Annotated in this window: 15 protein-coding genes; 13 read left to right on the top strand and 2 right to left on the bottom strand. The window is 40.2% G+C overall.

All coding sequences use genetic code 11. The annotated features are described in order from the left end of the window. The first annotated feature begins 10 nt into the window (after nt 1-10). The 8 genes from VK664_RS03665 to VK664_RS03700 all read left to right on the top strand — a co-directional run bounded on the left by VK664_RS03665 (nt 11) and on the right by VK664_RS03700 (nt 9,244). Nucleotides 11-724 (top strand): HAD-IC family P-type ATPase, encoded by a 714-nt coding sequence (locus VK664_RS03665; RefSeq protein WP_461397253.1) that lies wholly within the window; start codon nt 11-13, stop codon nt 722-724. Between the two features lie 10 nt (nt 725-734). After that, nucleotides 735-1,409 (top strand): response regulator transcription factor, encoded by a 675-nt coding sequence (locus tag VK664_RS03670; RefSeq protein WP_461397254.1) that lies wholly within the window; start codon nt 735-737, stop codon nt 1,407-1,409. Beyond that, nucleotides 1,406-2,455 carry a sensor histidine kinase gene (locus tag VK664_RS03675; protein ID WP_461397255.1) on the top strand — a complete coding sequence of 350 codons (1,050 nt, stop codon included), beginning with the start codon at nt 1,406-1,408 and terminating at the stop codon, nt 2,453-2,455. Before VK664_RS03670 ends, VK664_RS03675 begins: the two co-directional genes overlap by 4 nt. A gap of 137 nt (nt 2,456-2,592) precedes the next feature. Next, nucleotides 2,593-5,004 (top strand): TonB-dependent receptor, encoded by a 2,412-nt coding sequence (locus VK664_RS03680; protein WP_461397256.1) that lies wholly within the window; start codon nt 2,593-2,595, stop codon nt 5,002-5,004. A gap of 102 nt (nt 5,005-5,106) precedes the next feature. Beyond that, a complete protein-coding gene (cmoA, locus tag VK664_RS03685; protein WP_461397257.1) occupies nt 5,107-5,865 on the top strand; it encodes a carboxy-S-adenosyl-L-methionine synthase CmoA in 759 nt (252 codons plus the stop codon). Next, the gene (locus tag VK664_RS03690) at nt 5,865-6,587 is read left to right on the top strand and encodes a methyltransferase family protein (RefSeq protein ID WP_461397258.1); all 723 of its coding nucleotides are present in this window, start codon (nt 5,865-5,867) and stop codon (nt 6,585-6,587) included. The genes cmoA and VK664_RS03690 overlap by 1 nt, the downstream gene beginning before the upstream one ends. 45 nt (nt 6,588-6,632) lie before the next feature. Continuing rightward, complete coding sequence (locus tag VK664_RS03695) at nt 6,633-6,971, top strand: EamA family transporter (RefSeq protein ID WP_461397259.1); 339 nt, start codon at nt 6,633-6,635, stop codon at nt 6,969-6,971. A gap of 173 nt (nt 6,972-7,144) precedes the next feature. Further along, nucleotides 7,145-9,244, top strand: a complete 2,100-nt coding sequence (locus VK664_RS03700) for an LTA synthase family protein (protein WP_461397260.1) — start codon at nt 7,145-7,147, stop codon at nt 9,242-9,244. Nucleotides 9,245-9,413: 169 nt separating this feature from the next. On the opposite strand, the gene VK664_RS03705 is transcribed toward VK664_RS03700, so the two are convergent. Together VK664_RS03705 and agaR are read right to left on the bottom strand one after the other, a co-directional pair. Continuing rightward, the gene (locus tag VK664_RS03705) at nt 9,414-10,007 is read right to left on the bottom strand and encodes an HD domain-containing protein (RefSeq protein ID WP_461397261.1); all 594 of its coding nucleotides are present in this window, start codon (nt 10,005-10,007) and stop codon (nt 9,414-9,416) included. Nucleotides 10,008-10,374: 367 nt separating this feature from the next. Further along, entirely contained in the window at nt 10,375-11,154 is a 780-nt protein-coding gene (gene agaR, locus VK664_RS03710) for a transcriptional repressor AgaR (protein ID WP_461397262.1), read from the bottom strand. A 396-nt stretch (nt 11,155-11,550) separates the two neighbouring features. On the opposite strand from agaR, the gene VK664_RS03715 reads away from it, so the two are divergent. From VK664_RS03715 to VK664_RS03735, 5 genes are all read left to right on the top strand, one after another. Beyond that, the gene (locus VK664_RS03715; protein WP_461397263.1) at nt 11,551-14,634 is read left to right on the top strand and encodes a SusC/RagA family TonB-linked outer membrane protein; all 3,084 of its coding nucleotides are present in this window, start codon (nt 11,551-11,553) and stop codon (nt 14,632-14,634) included. Between the two features lie 33 nt (nt 14,635-14,667). Then, entirely contained in the window at nt 14,668-16,476 is a 1,809-nt protein-coding gene (locus VK664_RS03720) for a RagB/SusD family nutrient uptake outer membrane protein (protein ID WP_461397264.1), read from the top strand. A 41-nt stretch (nt 16,477-16,517) separates the two neighbouring features. After that, complete coding sequence (locus VK664_RS03725) at nt 16,518-17,057, top strand: gluconate 2-dehydrogenase subunit 3 family protein (protein ID WP_461397265.1); 540 nt, start codon at nt 16,518-16,520, stop codon at nt 17,055-17,057. A gap of 8 nt (nt 17,058-17,065) precedes the next feature. Then, a complete protein-coding gene (locus VK664_RS03730) occupies nt 17,066-18,784 on the top strand; it encodes a GMC oxidoreductase (RefSeq protein ID WP_461397266.1) in 1,719 nt (572 codons plus the stop codon). A 31-nt stretch (nt 18,785-18,815) separates the two neighbouring features. Next, on the top strand, nt 18,816-20,481 hold a 1,666-nt coding region (locus VK664_RS03735), incomplete at its 3' end, for a glycoside hydrolase family 20 zincin-like fold domain-containing protein (RefSeq protein ID WP_461397267.1).

A 20,481-nucleotide genomic window follows, 5' to 3' on the forward strand; every position in this document is an offset into this window, starting at 1 on the left:
ACCCGTTTTAATGCTGCACGAAATGGACAAAACGGGAACGCTGACAAGGGGAGTTTTTAAAGTTCAAAAAGTTGTGATAGCTGGCGTGGATGAGAAAGAATTGGTCAGGTTAACCGCTGCCCTTGAAAAGAATTCCACTCATCCGATTGCAAAAGCGGTTACAGAATATGCCGGTGATATTTTAAAAGATATAAAAGTAGAAAATGTAGAGGAGATATCGGGCCACGGCCTAAAGGGTAAAATTGATGGGAAAGACATGCTTGCGGGAAATATAAAACTCCTGGAGAAATTCCATATCTCATATGATAATGAAATTGATAAAATTGTTGACACAATAGTTGTGGTAGCAATTGACCATAAATTCGCCGGGTATATAACTATAGCTGATGAAATTAAGGAAGATGCAGCCTCCGCTATTAAGGACCTCCATGAACTTAAAATAAAAACAGTGATGCTTTCCGGGGACAAACAATCGGTGGTTGACCAGGTAGCGAAAACCGTTGGCATAGATGAAGCATATGGTGATTTACTGCCGGAAGGAAAAGTTGATAAAGTGCAGCAGTTAAAAAATGAAGGCAGGCACATCGCACTGAATATCCCGAAATCCACGCGGTTGGAGAAGTTTTGCAAAAAAAAAAGCCTGGGCAACTTGTTGTTAACCCGCTTAATTTTACGGATTAGATATAAAACAACAGATGTTCGAATTCTATTGAGCAAAACCTGAACTTTAAATTATGAAAATTTTGATTATAGAAGACGAAGCGGAACTTGCCAAATCAATAGGAATTTACCTTTCGGACGAGAATTATCTTTGTGAGTTCGCCTCAACCTTTAAAGAAGCGATCGAAAAAATCGATTTATATGAATACGATTGCGTTTTATTGGATTTGATGTTACCGGGCGGAGATGGAATCAAAATCCTTGAGGAGATCAAAGTTCAAAAAAAACTCGATGGTGTAATTATTATTTCTGCTAAGAACTCACTGGAGGATAAGATAAAAGGATTGCAGATCGGTGCCGATGATTATCTGGCAAAACCATTTCATCTTTCTGAGCTTGCTGCCCGTATCTATTCTGTAATTCGCCGCAAACGTTTTGGAAATTCGAACATAATTGAGCAAAATGAATTGAAAATTGACTTACCAGGCAAGAAAGTTATGGTCAATGACCAGGACATTATGTTGACAAAAAAAGAATTTGATCTTTTGATTTATTTTGTAAGTAATAAGAACAAAGTAATCTCCAAAACAGCATTGGCAGAACACATATCTGGTGACTTAGCAGATATGTTCGACAATTACGACTTCGTTTATGCGCATATCAAAAATTTAAAGAAAAAGCTAAACGAGGCAGGATGTGCGCCATACCTTAAAACACTGTACGGAACCGGTTATAAATGGCAAATATGAAAAAGTTATTGAATCGTTCTCTAAAACAATTCATGACCTATGCCGGCATAGTTCTACTGATTAGTGTTCCGGCTTATTATATAATTATTTCGCGCTTGTGGCAATACGAACTCGATGAACACAATATCGTGCTTACCGATGCGGCGGGGAGAGAAGATACATTCCTGATTATCGGAGCGGTCACGCTACTTACGGTTGTTTTTTTTACCTTAATGTTGGGAGGATTTATACTTTTAAACAGACGAATTTCCAGGCGTCTCTGGCAACCATTTTACCAAAGCCTCGAAAAGATAAAAAACTTCCGGCTCGATCAGCAGCATCGGATCCATTTCGAAAAGCCAGATATTTTAGAGTTTTCGGAGTTAAATCAAAGCCTTGACAGGTTGATTACCGGAAACATAGATGTATTTAAACAACAAAAGGAATTTGCGGAAAACGCTTCGCATGAATTGCAAACTCCTCTCGCCGTCATTCAATCAAAACTTGAATTATTAATGCAGAGTACGACCATGAACGATAAACAATATGATATTATTGAGGATGCTTTTAAAGCACTGGCCAGGGTTTCACGGATTAATAAAAATCTTTTGCTGCTTACCAAAATCGAAGGCAGTCAATACCTGGATAAGGAAAAGGTAGACCTTTCACTGTTGGTTGTGAACACCGTTCCGTTATTTCTTCATTTCCGTGACGACAAACAGATTAATTTAATACAGGAAATTTCTCCTGTTGTATTTGTAGAAGGCAACAAAATCCTGATTGAGATAATGCTTAATAATTTAATCACAAATGCAATAAGATACGGTCCTGTAAACCAGCCTATTAAAATACAATTGACGGATCATATGCTTACTATCACCAATAATGGAACAAAAGGCCTGAACCCCGATAAATTATTTAAAAGGTTTGCGACTGGCGCCTCCGAATCGCCGGGCACCGGCCTGGGGCTGGCCATAGTCAAACAGATTTGCCAGCGTTATGGATGGATAATAAAGTATAGATTTCTGGATCAATCTCATATTTTTTCAGTTTGTTTCAACAGTTAATCAAAAGCATCCAAAACATACTATCGTACAAAACGCAAAGCAGCCAACTGATAAAAAGGTGTTTATCAGGAGAATGGACACCCGATTATTCAGATTTTCTTCGAAATCTTAAGATAATTATGCTGTAAATTCTGTAGATGAAAACACTGGTTTTGTTATTAAGTCTGGTATTAAACTTTAGTATCCCTGGGTTTTCGCAGTCTGGTAAGGTAACCCTGTCGGGTCTAATACAAAACAATCAGTCAAAATCTGCCATGCCATATGTGAACATTTTGCTCAAATCGGGCAAAAGTGATTCAACAGTTACAGGTACAATTACCGGTGAAGACGGGAGGTTTTCTCTTCCAGGAATCACTCCCGGTAATTATAGTTTGATAATTTCTTATGTTGGATTCCAGTCAAAAAACATAAATGTACTCGTTGGTCAATTGAATGACTTTCTTGACTTTGGTATTGTAATGTTGGTTCCGGATGAAAAGCTACTGGATTCCATTACGGTACTTGCCAGCCAGGATGGTATATCGGCAAAAATGGATAAAAAAACATTCACTGTAGCTGACAATATCAGCCAGGCAGGCGGTTCGGTATTGGAATCAATGAAAAATCTTCCTGGAGTAACTACGAGCCAGGATGGGAAGGTGCAATTGCGGGGCAGCGACAAAGTGATGATCCTGGTAGATGGTAAACAAACCGCTCTCACCGGTTACGGTGGGCAGAGCGGTCTTGACAATATTCCGGCATCTGCGATTGAAAAAATAGAGATAATAAACAATCCCTCCTCCAAATACGATGCAAATGGAAACGCAGGAATCATCAACATCATATATAAAAAAGAAAAGAAGGAAGGCTTTAATGGGAAAATAGGATTAGCAGCAGGGCTGGGAGCGCTTTGGATAAAAGAAGAAAATCTGCCGGGTATCAGGCCACAATATCAGGCCACGCCTAAAATAAATCCATCTATTTCGCTTAATTACCGAAAGAATAAAGTCAATCTTTTTCTGCAGGGAGATAATTTATATACCAGGACACTGAACAAAAATGAATTTGTAGATCGTTTTTATGATAATGGAGAGGTGGTGAAGCAACAAACCAAACGAAACCGCACCACCAACATCATAACTGCAAAAGCCGGAATGGATTTATTCATTAACAATAATAACACTTTTACTTTGTCCGGTCTTTTCAGTAGTGAGAAGATACTTGACAGGGGAGATGAACCTTTTTTTAACGCTGACCTTTCTGAAAGAAAACGACTCTGGCAGTTTCTCGAAGACGAGTTAAAAACTACGGTCACAGCAACTGCAGCATGGCAACACAAGTTCGCACAACCGGGGAGATTATTGAATGCCGGGTTTAATTACACTTTTCATCGGGAAGACGAAAAGTATTTTTTTACAAATATTTTACCAACATATACCGGTCTTGATTCCTTTAAATTAATCTCCGACGAACATGTTGCTGATTTTAATATCGATTATATTCAACCTTTGAAGTATGGTCGCTTTGAAACCGGCTTTAAGTTCAGGCGTAGATATATACCTGTTAATATGCAATTCAAACCTGGCTTAAATTCTCCGCTGGATACCAGTGCAGGTGGATGGGCAAATTATGGCGAAACTATCCCGGCGCTATATGGTAACTACGTCTTTGAAAATAATGATTTTGAAGTGGAGGCAGGACTAAGGTTGGAATATGTTCGTCTTGAATACGATGTCAACCCCGATCATGTCACCTATAAAAGTGATGGATATAATTATACACAGCCTTTTCCAAACCTGCGTGCAGCATGGAAAATAAATAGCAGCAACCGCATTTCGTTTTTCTACAATAGAAGAGTAGACCGTCCAAACGAAGTAGACATCAGGATCTTTCCGAAATATGATGATGCTGAAATAATCAAAGTTGGTAACCCGGCCCTTCGGCCGCAATTCACAAATACTTTCGAATTGGGGCATAAAACAAGCTGGAATGCCGGGTACCTGTTATCTTCTGTTTACCACAAGCGTATGGAAGCTACCATAGCAAGAATTGGAAGCATTGTGCAGGGCAGTAATTTGATATATAATATCTTTCAAAATGCAGGTAAGAGTTACAGTACCGGCATCGAATTGATATTTTCACAAAAGGCTACTGACTGGGCTACATTTAATCTGAATCTTAATGGGTATAAAAACATTATCGATGCTTTCACAGTCATCAATCAATATCCTGTAGAAAATGTTTTCACTGCTGAAAGAGCTGAAATTTATTCCGGGAACATAAAGCTGAATACATTGTTAAAGTTACCTCATCAGGTAGAGGCCCAGATTTCCGCTGTTTACCTCGCACCCGATCTAATACCCCAGGGTAAGATATTATCAAGGTTCTCCATTGATCTTGGTCTTAAAAAGGCTATTCAGAAAAACAAAGGAGAGTTATTCTTCAATGCTACAGACGTTGCGAATACGCTGAATATTCGCCGGGAAATCACCGGAACAGGTTTCAGCTATCATAGTGCGGATTACTATGAAACACAGGTTTTCAGGATCGGGTACAACTACAAGTTTTAGCCTCAGGTATCAGGACAGTTGTGATTGAAGCTTATAACCAACACAAATCTGTGCAGTTCAGATTCTCTTCAGTATTGGAATGTAATTTGCATTAAAAAGGTTATGCAATCTGAAGGAATTATTTTACCAGTATCCATTAAAGATGAGGTTTTTAGAGAAAAATATTCAACCTCTTCCGACTTTAAATTCACAGGCAAAGTAGCCGGTGTGTTTGATGACATGGTAAACAGGTCTGTACCCTTTTACCAGGAAATTCAGCGAATGGTTGCGGAAATGGCAGCTACCTATGCAGGCGACAATATGAATGTATATGACCTCGGCTGTTCCACCGGTACTACTATGATACAGATGGATAAAATGATTTCCGGCAATTCCAGATTTGTAGGTATAGATGATTCTGACGCTATGTTGGAAAAATGCCGGACCAAATTGAAAGATGCTGGTTTCCAGCATAACTACGAGCTTGAAGTGGCAGATCTCAATGCTGAGGTGCCAATAAACAACGCCAGTGTGGTGGTGATATGCCTGACACTACAGTTTATCAGGCCTATTAACCGGGAGAAACTGTTGACACAAATTTTTAACGGTTTAAATAATGGGGGAGTGCTGATCATTGTTGAAAAGATACTGGCGGAGGACAGTACTTTTAATCGTGAGTTCATCGACTACTATTATGAAATGAAAAGACGCAACCAGTATAGTGAAATGGAAATTGCTCAAAAAAGGGAGGCATTGGAAAATGTATTGATCCCGTATAAGGTTAGTGAAAACATTTCTTTACTGAATAAAGCCGGGTTTGAACATTGTGAGGTTTTTTTCAAATGGTACAATTTCGCCGGAATTATTGCTAAAAAAGTTTAATGATTAAGATTGGGAATTTTTTTTTCCGGTATAGGAATGGTCTGTTTATATTTCTCTATTTATTGCTATTCATCCCTTCTCCCGCACTTTTTAGTGAACAGCAGTTTGGTGCTAATTATTATCTCTGGCCAATAATCATCGGATTGGTGGTTACCGTTTCGGGCCAGGTGATAAGAGGTGCAACGATTGGACTCGCTTATATTATCCGTGGAGGAAGCGGGGGAAAAGTACATGCAGAAGATCTTGTTACATCAGGTATATTTAATCATTGTCGCAATCCTTTATATGTCGGTAATATCCTGATGTTAACGGGAGTAGGAATATTATCTAACTCGATGATTTATGTTTTGCTGGTGATTCCTGCTTTTATCCTTATCTACCAAGCGATCGTTTTGGCAGAAGAAGATTTTTTAAGTAAAAAATTCGGCGATGCATTTACGGTCTATTGCGGCAGGGTAAATCGTTGGCTTCCATCTTTAACAGGTATTGGCACCACATTCAGGTCTATGAGATTCAAATGGCGGCGCTGGTTAATCAAAGAATACAATACTCAGTTTGTCTGGCTCTGTGGCATTATGTTAATTCTTTTATTTAAATACCCTCATATTACAAGTTATGATGCAGAGCTAAGACTTAAAATAATAGTAATAAGCCTGGTGACTTTGCTGAGTTACTATCTTTTTGTGCGTTACATGAAAAAGTCCCGAAAATGGGACGAATAATAGCCGGCCATATTTTGCTAATTTCGTTTCTATAATAATCAGCTTATGTGGTGGCTATTTGCTCTTCTCTCTGCATTGTTTGCTGCATTGACAGCCATCTTTGCAAAAATCGGTATTAAAAATATAAATACCGATCTGGCTACAGCCATACGTACAGTTGTTATAGGTATACTCGCCTGGGGAATAGTTTTATTTGGAAGTAATTCCATGAAAATATCCCAACTCACCAAACAGAACTGGACTTTCTTAATATTTTCAGGGGTAGCTACAGGTCTATCGTGGATATTTTATTTTAAAGCATTGCAGTTGGGCAAGGTTTCTCAGGTAGCGCCGGTTGATAAATTAAGTGTTGCACTCGCAATTATTCTCTCAGCCGTTTTTTGAAACGAAAGTATTACCTGGAAAACTGCCCTTGGTGCAACACTTATAATTAGTGGCACGTTGGTGCTAATTCTGGAATGACTCTATAAGCGTGTGTCAGAACACATATACTATGCAAGCATTTCCTGCGTACAGAAAATCTTCAGAATCGATATTGAATTTTGTTCATGTCTTACATGAAAACTCTGTTCAAACTTCCTTTAAAAGGAAAGTTTTCTACGGCTTATGTACTGTTTCTTTTTTATTTAGGTATTTCATTCCTGACACGACTGGTTCTATATATATCAGTTGCATCAAATGGTTTTAGTCTTGCTACAACTGCCGGATTATTTGGAATCGGGTTGATATATGACATAGTGGTTGGTTTTTTGATAACTGTTCCTGCAATACTACTCCTGGTATTTCAGAGCGATTTCATATACCGCCGAAAGATTTTTCCTATAGTTGTTACACTCTGGATCTCCGTGATACTTGTATTGAGATTTACCGGCCTGGTTCCAAAAGATTTTAGCCCTGCTTTGTTTATAGTATTGTTAATTTATGTTATTCTTCGCTTACTTATTTATATCACAATTTATTTATTGCCTTATTCATTCAGGATTAAGTGGAGAAAAATTTCACTTTATTTCATGCTGTCGGTTATCATTTTTTTGTTGTCCCTTAATGCAGTGAGTGAATGGTTTTTCTGGAATGAATTTTTTTCACGTTATAATTTCATTGCTGTTGACTACCTGGTTTATACGAGCGAAGTACTGGGGAATATATGGGAATCATATCCCATAGGGTGGATTCTCGTTGCCCTGGCATTCCTTAGTGGCACGATCATTTATCATTTCCACAAATATGTTAATGCCACGGTAAGCAGCAGTTGTAATTTTTATCGCAAATGGGGCATCGCCATCTTCATTTTCTTTGTATGTGGAGTCGGCCTGTTTTCTATTAGAGAAAGTTTAAGACATTTCAGCCGCAATGAATTTGCAAACTCTTTGGCAGGAAACGGGTTGTTTGAATTTGGAGTCGCATACCAGCAAAATGAACTGGATTTTCATAAATTTTATCGGGGCATAAATGATTCACTGGCTTTCAAAATAGTCAAAAAAGATTTGCAGGCGCCTAATGTCAAATTTTTGAACAAAGATTCTTTTAGTATTGAACGTGACATAACTTATGCTGAAAATGAGCGTAAACTAAATGTTGTGTTAATTACAATAGAAAGCCTTAGTGCAGAATATATGCGTGCTTTCGGTAATCCAAGCAACATTACTCCCTCCCTTGATTCGCTTGCTGATCGTAGTTTACTGTTCACCAATATGTACGCTTCGGGCAACAGGACTGTCCGGGGCCTGGAAGCGCTTTCTCTTTCGATACCTCCGACACCGGGAGAAAGCATAATCAAGAGACCTGATATTGCAAATCTTTTTTCACTTGGTTCTGTGCTTAAATCAAAAGGCTATATCACTCAATATCTTTATGGAGGCTACAGTTATTTTGATAACATGAAGTCATTTTTTTCAGGTAATGGTTATACAGTTATCGACAGATCCGTAATACCAGACTCAAAGATACATTATCAGAATATCTGGGGTGTCGCTGACGAAGATCTTTTTGACCTTGCCCTCCAGACACTTGATTCGAATGCATCAACCAATAAGCCCTTTTTTTCACAGATTATGACGGTTTCCAACCACCGTCCTTATACTTATCCCGAGGGTCGGATAGATATTTCACCATCTACTAAAACAAGGTACGGCGCCGTTAAATACACTGATTACGCTATAGCAAGGTTTTTGAAAATGGCCTCAAAGAAAAGTTGGTTTAGCAATACTATTTTTGTAATCGTTTCCGACCACTGCGCTGGCAGCGCGGGAAGAGTTGAACTGCCGGTGACGGGATATCATATTCCTTTGATAATATACGCCCCGGGGATTATAGATCCAGGCACCTTTGACCCAGTGTGTGCACAAATAGATATTGCGCCTACAATTATGGGTCTATTAAAACTTGACTACCGGTCTAAGTTCTTCGGCCGCGATATTTTCAATACTAAATCTTTAGATCAGAGAGCGTTTTTAAGTACCTACCAGGGGCTTGGCTATTTACAAAATGGCAGCCTTGTTATTCAATCTCCGGTAAAAAAGATTGATCAATATGTGCCCGATTTTAAAACCGGCGATGCTGTCAGGGTCAAAGTTGATGAAAGACTTGCAGACCTGGCCATAGCTTATTATCAGTGTGCAGACTGGCTACTCAGAAACAAAAAACAAACCGCAAATTAACATCTTCATAAACGGAGTGGTTTCTGGAATAAAAGATCACATTCACGGCTTGTAAGTTTATAATAATAGGAAGTTTCTTTGGTGGCTTTAACCTATGAAGCGGAAGTAAATAAAATTGATGTGATATTTGATGTGAATGGAAAATATCTGAAAGGGAAAAAAAATTTATTTAATCAGACGCAGTGATTTTATTTATGAGGTGGGCAATGTTACGGGCTTTACCTTCCTTTAGTTTCTCTTTGCAGTATGAAGTATAGAAACTATGTGTTCTGAGAAATTCAAGAGTTTGTAAGTTCCAGTTGTCATCCCCCGCACCTCCACGCTGCTCAACTTCAAGTTTAATAAGTGCATCGGTTATTTGGAATTCGGTTGTGCCAAGATGGTAGGTGTCCGCATCACACAAAATCTCCTCTTTTAAATTGAATGGCTGTGCAGGCAACCTGGTAGCCAAAATACAGGAAGCTATTTCGTCAATGACAGACCTGTCACAAGACTGTTTCGATAAAAATTCATCCATTATTTCTACACTTTTTACTTCATGACCCTGCATGATGTTAAATAAATGGCCGGTGTCATGAAACCAGGCTGCGATAATGACAATTGACTTGTCAATAGCAGATAGATTAAGATGAGCAATTATTTCAGTGGCGTGGCTCACCACTTGCCTGGTGTGGGTGATATTATGATATATAAGGTTTGAATTTGTATAGCGTTTAAATAAATCAGTGACAAAATCGACGACCTTTTCCTGTAAAAATTTCATGTCTGGTTAATGAGAATGGTAAGCTATGGGTCAAATTTGAATAAATTCTGTAAAAGGTAGTACAACACTTTTTACAAGGAACTTTTCATAATTTGAATTGAGTTCTTTTCCAATGAGTCATTCGGTGTCTCTTCATAAACTTTTAAACATTCCTTAATGAAACATTTAAATGAGAGCATGAATCATTTTTTTGCAAACTGGGGTCTACTAAAACAGTCATCGCTTTTGCTATTATTAGCCATGTCGATCGAAGTACAAGCACAAAAACGAGACCTTTCTGTATCTGTAAAGATCCCCGTGCAAGTGGAATTTCAGAAAGCTGTAATTACATATGGACGAGATGAGATACAGAAGAACACGGCTCGCTTTAGGCGATGATTACTTCAACGCCGGTATTTTCCAATTCTTTTTGGTCCTTTGGCTGTATTCCGGAATCAGTTACAACGGTATCTACTTTTGAAACAGGTGCTATTACTGCAAAGCTTCTTTTTAAAAATTTGCTGGAATCAGCTACTACAATCACCTTTTTGGCAATTTCAATCATAATCCTGTTAAGATGCGCTTCCTCAACATTGGGAGTAGACAGGCCGTGAGTAATATTGAATCCGTCTACAGCAAGAAATAATTTATCGCAGAAATAATTTTTGAAGTTTTCTTCGGCGGTTGATCCTACAAGAGATAATGAATTCTTTCGCAATATTCCTCCGGGAATGATCACATTCATATTCTTCATTTCAGCAAGGGCAATTACAACATTGAGGGCATTGGTGATAATAGTCAGATTGGTGAATTTTGTTAAATGCCTGGTTATTTCCACGGTTGTGCTGCCGGAATCCAGAATTATTGTATCGCCTTCTTCTATAAGCTCGGCCGCTTTTTTTCCGATGCGGCTTTTTTCCTGGAAGAAAAGTTTGTTTTTATCCGATATATCGAAATCAATTCCAACACGGTCTATCTTAAACGCCCCACCTCTTGACCGGATCAGCATTTTCTTTTCTTCCAGTTTATTAAGATCGTTCCTGATAGTGACTTCACTAACCTTAAGGTCCTCACTTAAAGTCGCAACATCTACCTGTCCGGTTTGATCTAGTTTCTGCAAGATCAAAACTCTGCGTTCCGTGGTGGTTTCTTTATTGTCTGACGGCATGTGTTTGTTTAAACGGGTTTTGTTTTGTTTAAAGGGTGTTTCGAAAGACCGTATCAATATAACACAATAGTAAGTCTCTCTCAAATTATCAGGTTATTCTTTCGTATCAGTCATCTTCGTAAGGTAACGAAAGGCAAAAGTATGAATACATATTTATATGTGGAAAAAGAAATGTTTCGTAATGCAAATTTTATTTTTGGAGATGAAATCTTATACATTATATTTGTTTAGGTGCTATTCGAAAGGGTCTTTCCCTAAATAAAAAGAAAACGTAACCAAATCTTATAAAATTTCTTAATAATCCAAACCTAAAGAAAAGGAATAACTCTAATAGAGTTCACCTTTTTGGCAATCGAAAACTTGGGCTTCATATTTATCTTAAAAAAAACTGCTGTTATGAAGAGAATTTTGTTTCTGGTTTTCTTGATTTTCGTCGCCGTGATTGCCCGTGCGCAGTCAAAACAGGTCAGTGGCCAGGTATCTGACCAGCTGACTAATAAGCCGGTGGAGGGTGCGTCCGTTCAGGCAAAAAATTCAAAAAACGGGACTTTCACCGATGCTGCAGGAAGTTTTACCCTCAATGTGCCTGCAGGCGATTCCATACTTGTTATTTCCGGGGTAGGCTTTGAAACACAGGAAATAAACCTGGATAACAGATCCAGCATTACTGTTTCACTCAGGAATGTTGATAAATCTCTGGGCGAAGTTGTTGTAGTTGGCTACGGAAAACAGAAGAAAGTTAATTTGATCGGATCTGTGGCAACTATTTCCAATAAAGATATTACCGCAGCGCCTGTTTCAAGTGTTTCTAACGCGTTGGCAGGCCGCCTTCCGGGTGCTATCGTTCAGCAAAGAAGTGGCGAACCCGGAGGAGATGCTGCATCTATTATGATCAGGGGTAACGGAACACTCGGCAACAATTCCCCGCTGGTGGTCATCGACGGTATCCCGGGAAGGGATCTGAACTCTGTAAATGCCAACGACATTGAAAGCATAAGCGTACTTAAAGATGCTTCTGCCGCCATCTATGGAGCCCGGGCTGCAAATGGTGTTATCCTCGTTACCACAAAGCGTGGCAAAGATGGTGCACCCCCGGTTCTTACCTATTCATTTTATGAAGGAAGGCTTTCTCCCACGGAATTGCCAAAAATGGCGGATGCTGCAACCTATGCCCAAATGCTCCGCGAAATGGAATCGTATAAAGGAATTGATGAATCGAATATGTCTTTTTCTAAAGACGATATTGAAAAGTTTAGATCGGGCAATTCTCCCTGGACCCATCCCAATACCAACTGGTTTGATGCAACCTTAGAGAAATACAGCTCCACCCGAAGCCATGATGTATCTGTTAGTGGCGGAAGCAAAACAGTAAATTATTTTGCATCTTTCGGTACTCAGTACGCAGACGGACTTTATAAAAATTCTGCAAAATCATATAACCGATATAATCTTCGTGCAAACGTTGATGTTAAACTTAATGAATATCTAAACGTCGGTCTTGATGTTTATGGTTCACAGGAAAACCGGATGGGCAGCTCGCTTGATGGTCAGACAATTTTCAATGTAACTAATCAGAACAAGCCAACAACATTTGCTACATATCCAAACGGAATGCCCGGAACAGGTGCTTTCGGTCCTACATATCAGCCCGCTCTTGCATCAACATTTGCTTCAGGCTTTGATGATGATAAACGTTACAGGGCAAATAATAAATTCACTGCATCTTTAAAAATACCCGGAGTTCAGGGACTTGTATTATCGAGTTATTATGCTTATGATTTATTCTTTGGCAAAAGAAAATTTTTCGAAAAGCCCGTCACGGCTTATTCCCTGGATGAAGCAGCCTACCTTGCCGCTGGTAATACCGGCACTGAGGATGGTAGCGCTTTCCTGATCCCGGTAAAAGATTTTGAAGATCCAAGACTAAGGAATTACTCCGATAACCTGACCCAGAAGACCTTTAACTTAAAACTTGACTATGACAAAACTTTTGGCGGTGTACACAATGTAAGTGCATTTGTGGCTTATGAAAGTTCTGATGAACATGGTGATGGAATTAATGCGTATCGCAGATATTTTACAAGCGACCAGCTGCCTTATCTCTTTGCAGGTGGCGATGCAGAACAAAGTAATACCGAGTATGTAAACCTGGATTCACGTATTAACTATTTCGGAAGATTAAGCTACAATTATAAAGGCACTTATCTTTTTCAGTTCGCTTTGCGCAGGGACGGTTCATTGAGATTTTCCAAAGAAAGCGGTCGCTGGGGTAACTTTCCCAGTGTTCTGGCAGGCTGGAATATTTCCAATGAAAAATTCTGGAAGGACAATATAAAATTCATTGATAATTTCAAACTAAAAGCGTCCTGGGGTCAGATGGGTAATGACCTCGTGCCCCCGTTTCAATACCTCGAGTCTTATGCTTTGGGAACAGGTGGTATTTACGGAAGCAATGCTTACTCTCCAGGCTTGTACCAGACCGGGACAGCAAATCCCTTTATTACCTGGGAAGTTGCCAATGTGTACAATGCAGGTTTCGAATCCATGTGGTTCAACAGGAAGATCACCTTTAATGCTGATTTCTTTTATCAGAGACGCAATAACATTCTTGTAAAAAGAAATGCGTCGGTGCCTGCATTTACAGGTGTCACATTACCCGACGAGAATTTCGGGATTGTTGACAACAGGGGCGTTGAAATTGAATTGGGTTATAATGATCGGAAAGGTGACTTCTCATACGGTGTGAACGCGAATTTTGCTTTCGCCCGCAATAAAGTAGTTGAATTTGATGAGCCGGCCGTAAGCGTTCCATGGCAGGTAATGACCGGACATCCGCAGGGATCCCAGTTGCTTTACAAGTCAATAGGAATTTTCAGGGATGTAGAGCAGGTAAATTCTCTTCCTCATGTTGCCGGAGCCATTCCGGGCGATGTAATAATCCAGGATTATGATGGCAATGGAGAAATTAATAATGATGACAGGATATTGTTTGATAAAACAACCAATCCGGAAATTACTTATGGATTTTCCTTTAACCTAAGGTATAAGAACATCGAGCTAAGTGCGCTGATATATGGAGTAGGCACCGCATGGGTCAGAAGACTCGGATCGCAGCAGGGAACGCAGGGAGATTATTACCAGTATTCTGCTGATGGAAGATGGACGCCTGATAATATCGATGCATCAAAGCCTCGTGCTTACGACGGTGCGAAAACATATTGGAGAGGAACACATGCTACTGATATGGAATATCAAAACCAGTCGTATGCGCGATTCAAGAATCTGCAGGTAACTTATACTATTCCGGAAAAGATACAGAAACTCATAAGGCTGCACAATGTACAGGTCTATCTTTCCGGACAAAACCTGTTCCTGATCTACAGTTCAAAAGACAGGATATGGGATCCGGAATTCAGCGGAAGCAGGGACAATTATCCGTTAATGAAAGTTATAACGGCGGGAGCCAGAGTATCATTATAATTCATCTATTTACTTAATCTCCGAAAATTTGTTATGGAAAAATATAAATTCATATACATATTGTTTGCATTGCTGGTATTTTTTTCAGCCTGCAAGAAAACTACCATACTCGATCAAACTCCTCAGGATAAATATTCCGATGCTGTTTTGTGGGCAGATGTAAATCTAGCTGACGCCTATCTGGTCAACACTTACCAGGGAACAGGAATAGGATTCTACCAGGAAATGCTTACCGGCTTAACAGACGAAAGCTATAATTTTCAGGGGTCTGAAGTATATGCCACAGGTAGTGTTTCGCCTGATAACACGGTTATATTGGGCGGAGGTTTTCCTAACTGGGATTCCCTCTATTCAAATATTCAGAGAGTGAATATTTTTCTTTCCAAAATAGATGAAGTGCCAAATAATTATCCTGCATCAGAGCAGCAGGCAATGAAGACTCGCACGGATATTATGAAAGGGGAGGCGCATTTTATCCGTGCATATTGCTATTCAAGACTGGCACTTGATTATGGAGGATTGCCTCTTATGAAAGAACCGGTAGCTTTAGGCGATGATTTTAGTTCGATCAGGCGATCTACTTTTGAAGAAACCATTGATTTTATTTCACAGGATTGCGATACAGCATCAAATCTTTTGCCGTCCATAGAGGGGATACTTCTTGGCAGGGCAACAAAAGGAGCAGCATTGGCGCTTAAATCAAGAGTATTATTGTTTGCCGCCAGCGATCTCACAACTGTCGGTGTTACAAATGCAAATGTTGGTTACCTGAACGCGGACAGGAATACTTTGTGGACAAAAGCAAAAAATGCAGCTAAAGCAGTGATAGACCTGGGAACTTACCAGCTTGCAGACTTTGGTGCTCCTGATAAAGCCCAGGTATCTAAAAATTATTTCAATTTCTTTAAAGCAAAGGACCTTTCCAATCCGGAAGTGATTTGGGGTAAAATGTATTCCAAGTCTGTGGGGCGTCTTAACCAGATGAACTTATGGCAGGGATCGAATGGATTAAATAACTGGGGAAGCATTAATCCTACTCAGAATCTGGTGGACCAATACCAGATGGAAGATGGCTCTGATTTCAGCGATCACTTTCAGATTAATGGAAATGGAGTATATATAAACGTTTCCTCCGACTTTCACAATCCCAATCCTTATTATTCCCGTGATCCCCGCTTTTATGGATCTATCCTATACGATAGTGCCATTTGGCAAAAACGTTTTCCTAATCTCTCAGGTGTAGACCCGCTGGGAATTTATGACAGGCGTACACGTGTCACCCTGGTTAACGGTACTAAAACATCAGAGATATTTGGAATAGATACCCGCCAGGGACCGGTAGAAACATGGAATGCTGGATATACAGGTTACCTGATGAAAAAAATGCTGGATGATAACGTGAATGGCAGGGCTGAAAATAATGATAACGCCTGGATTGAATTCAGGTATGCAGAAGTATTGTTGAATTATGCAGAGGCATGTATTGCTTTAAATGAAAATGGTGAAGCCAATACATATATTAACAAGGTAAGGAACAGGGCCGGCATGCCCAACTTTACCGGCGATCTTACGAGTGCGCTCCGGTATGAAAGGGAAGTGGAACTGGTGTTTGAAGGAGAAAGATGGTATGATATCAGGAGATGGAAAATTCTTGAGCAGGTGCTTACGGATGCCATGGGAATTGAAATCACTGAAACAAATACCGGCGGTAATGCGCAAACTACCTGGAAAAGAATTGTGGCTCAGAACAGGGGTCCGATAACAAATAAAATGTATTGGTTGCCGATTATGACGGTTGAAGTTAAAAAAGCTCCGGCACTGCAACAAAATCCGGGTTATTGAGGATAACAGATTCGTTGAATACCATAACAAATGTGTTTATTATGGAAAGAAGGGTCGCTATAAGAGACATAATGCTTTTCGCCGGTGGCATTGTCATACTGCCTTCCTGCATGAGGAATTCCGGGAAATCATCAATTGATTTAAAGAATATCGACATCACAGCCCACCAGGAAAATCTTCTTGCGGAAATAGCTTCAACCATAATTCCACTTACAGATATTCCGGGTGCCAGGGAAACAGGTAGTCATTTATTTGTATTGAAAATGCTGGACGACTGTTATGAAAAAGATGAACAACAAAAATTTATTAATGGGTTAAAACAATTGGACGAAAGCACGGAAAAACGCTTCAGTACATCATTCATAAACTGTGCGAAAAAACAAAAGCAACAGGTGCTTATGGAAGTGGAAAGAAATGAAGGATATTCTGAAGAGACATATGAGTTTTATAAGATCATGAAGCAAAGAACTATAGAGGGTTTCATGACATCGAAATATGTTGTGATGGATGTTGAAAAATATGAAATGATACCTTCCGTTAAATACAATGGATATTCCCCTGTTAAACCTGCTGATAAATAAGTTAGTGAATGGGAGACAAATTAAAAACTTCAGTTAAAGACCGTACGTTTGATGCCATCGTCATCGGTTCCGGAATAAGTGGAGGATGGGCGGCCAAAGAATTTACGGAGAAAGGGATCAAAACGCTCGTGCTCGAACGGGGCAGGGATGTTAAGCATATAAAAGATTATCCCACAGCCAATAAGTTTCCTTTTGAATTCGAACACAGAGGAGAGATGCCGCTTGATACTCAAAAGAAAAATCCGATCATCAACCGTTGCTACGCATTCCGCGAAGATGCTGCACATTTTTTTGTAAAAGATGCCGAGCATCCTTATGTCCAGGAAAAACCATTCGACTGGATACGTGGTTACCAGGTTGGCGGTAAATCATTAATGTGGGCAAAGGCAACACAGCGATGGAGTGATTTTGATTATGAAGGTCCGGCAAGAGATGGATTTGCGGTTGATTGGCCCATACGTTATAAGGACATTGCGCCCTGGTATAGTCATGTTGAAAAATTTGCGGGCATTTCAGGGAACAGGGATGGACTGAAACAGTTACCCGATGGAGAATTTCTGCCCGCTTTTCCACTCAATGCTGTCGAAGATTATTTCAAAAATAAATTAATAGAAAAATACGAGCACAGGCATGTGATCAGTGAAAGAGTAGCGCATTTATCTGAGCCAAAACCGATACACCTCGAACAGGGCCGGGGCCAATGCATGAGCCGTGATCTTTGCCAGAGAGGCTGCCCGCTTGGAGGTTATTTCAGCAGCAATTCCTCTACCATTCCCTGGGCGGAAAAGACGGGTAATTTAACCTTGCGGCCTTTCTCGGTAGTTCAATCTGTGATCTATGATGAACAAAAGGGAAAAGCCACAGGTGTCAGGGTAATTGATACGAAGACCAAAGAAGTAATTGAGTACTTCGCGAAGGTGATTTTTGTGAACGCCGGGGCCTTGAATACGAATTTATTATTGCTGAATTCCACCTCGAACAGGTTCCCCAATGGATTAGGAAATGACAGCGGCGTCATGGGGAAGTTTGTAGCCTTTCACAACTACAGCGCAAGGATCAATGCACAGTTCGATGGCCTGAAGGAATTCACGACCGTAGGAAGAAATCCTGCAGGAGGCGGGTACATGCCAAGGTTTAGAAATTTATTTAAACAGGAAACGAATTTCCTTCGTGGATATGCATCAGGCTTTTCAGCATACAGAAGCTCGCATAATGATTCATCAGGATTTGGAGAAGATTTAAAGGCAAGGCTGTTAAACCGGGAAATAGGACCGTGGAAGATAGGTTCTCATATGATGGGTGAAACCATTCCGAAGGAAACAAACTTCGTAAGTCTTGACCATAGCAAAAAAGATGATTGGGGAATTCCGTTGTTAAAGATTTCTGTAGTGTATGATGATAATGACGAGAAAATGAAACAGGATTATTTCGACCAGTTCACAGAAATGCTGACAGTAGCCGGTTTCACCAATATCAAGACACATAATTCTACTCAGAATCCCGGAGTTGACATTCATGAAATGGGCGGCGTGAGAATGGGAAAAGATCCCAGGACCTCCCTGCTGAATAAATGGAACCAGCTTCATGAATGTCAGAATGTTTATGTTACCGATGGTGCATGCATGACATCAACATCTACACAAAATCCTTCACTGACCTTCATGGCACTGACAGCAAGAGCAGTTGATCATGCGGTAAAGCAATTAAAAACGGGTGATATAAGCTAATGTAACGAGATGGCTGTATAAAAAAATTATTATGGCATTTACCAGGAAAAGATTTTTACAGGCGGCGGGATTATTTACTACTGCCGGATTATTGCCACTTAAACAATTTGGTGCACTCACCAACCTGCAAAATACTGAACTGAACCCCTGGTCTGCAAATAACGAAATCGTAAATGATCTTCGAAAAGCCGGTTACAGCCTCATTCCTGCTCCACAGCAATGCAACCTTACCGGTAAAAATATTCTTATCGATAAAAGCTGGACCATAAGCGTAGTAAATAATAAATGCCAGAAGGCAGTTCAGCGCCTTCACGATGGTGCCGGTGAATTTTGCGACCTAAAATTTGCTGCCTCAGGTAACAAGAAGATTATCCTTGACCTGAAGCCGGGTAATGTTAAGAATACTAAAATCCCTGAGATTCTTCAACAACAAGCCTACCAGTTGGAGATAGCGCCGGAATTGATTAAGATATCCGCAAACGCTGAAGCCGGCTTATTTTATGGAGTGCAAAGTCTTTTACAATTGCTTCGTCCTTCCGGGGATTCTTTCAGTCTGCCAACGGGAAAACTAACGGATTGGCCCGACCTGGAGTTAAGGATCATGCACTGGGATACCAAGCACCACCAGGACAAGCTGGAAACACTGAAACGTTACCTGGACTGGGCCGCTTTTTTCAAAGTAAATGCAGTGGCATTTGAGATTTACGATAAATATGAATTTCCTCGTCATCCGGTGATCGGGGCACCTGGTGCATTTACAAAATCAGAAATGCTGGAACTGACTGCGTATGCGCATGACCGTTTCATAGAACTGATACCGAACGTGCAGGCTCCTGCTCACATGGCTTATGTTTTGAAACACCAGGAGTTTGCTCATCTACGTGCTGATGGGAATAATTACCAGGCATGTATGTGCGATGAGGAGGCGATTCAACTCATCTTCGATATGTTCCAGGACATGATTGATGCCACGCCTGGCGTTAAGTATTTTTTGGTGTCAACTGATGAAGTGTATTATGCCGGTATATGTGATAAGTGCAAAAAGGAATACAATGAAGAGAACCGCAGCCAGGCCTGGGTTGACTTTGTGAAAAGGGCGAATGAATGGATGCAAAAACGTGGCAGGCAGGTCATTGCCTGGGTTGAATACCCGCTTTTGGCTAAGCATATTCATCAGCTTCCATCATCATTGATAGACGGCGCATTGGGAGATAATACCAGTTCACCCCACAGTAATAAAGATTGGGTAGATAAAGAAAATAATGCTGGCATGAAACAGTTAGCATATGTATCCATGCAGGGATCAGAAGAACTGTTTCCCAATTATTTTGGTGCAATAAATGGCGATAACCAAAATGATGCACCTGCCAAAGGCAGGCTGAAAGAGGCTGCGGTTGCCATTCCCAATATCCTGTCAAACGGGCCTCATCTTAAAGGAACATTTGCAGCGGCCTGGGATGATAATGGACTTCACAATGAAGCGTTCTGGTTGGGATGGATAACCGTCATGCAATATGGATGGTCAATAGGTAAACCTTCCATCGAACAATCAGTGGCGGATTTTATGGATGTGTATTATGGTTACGATGCACCCGATATGCTGCAAACTTATCAATGGTTAGATGAAGGCGCGCGTTTTTATGAAGAAATGTGGGATCGTGTTCCCTCAACAGAAGTGAAACGTGCTTATGGCAATT

It is taken from the genome of Flavitalea sp. (assembly GCF_035489435.1).
GTDB lineage: Bacteria > Bacteroidota > Bacteroidia > Chitinophagales > Chitinophagaceae > DATHKG01.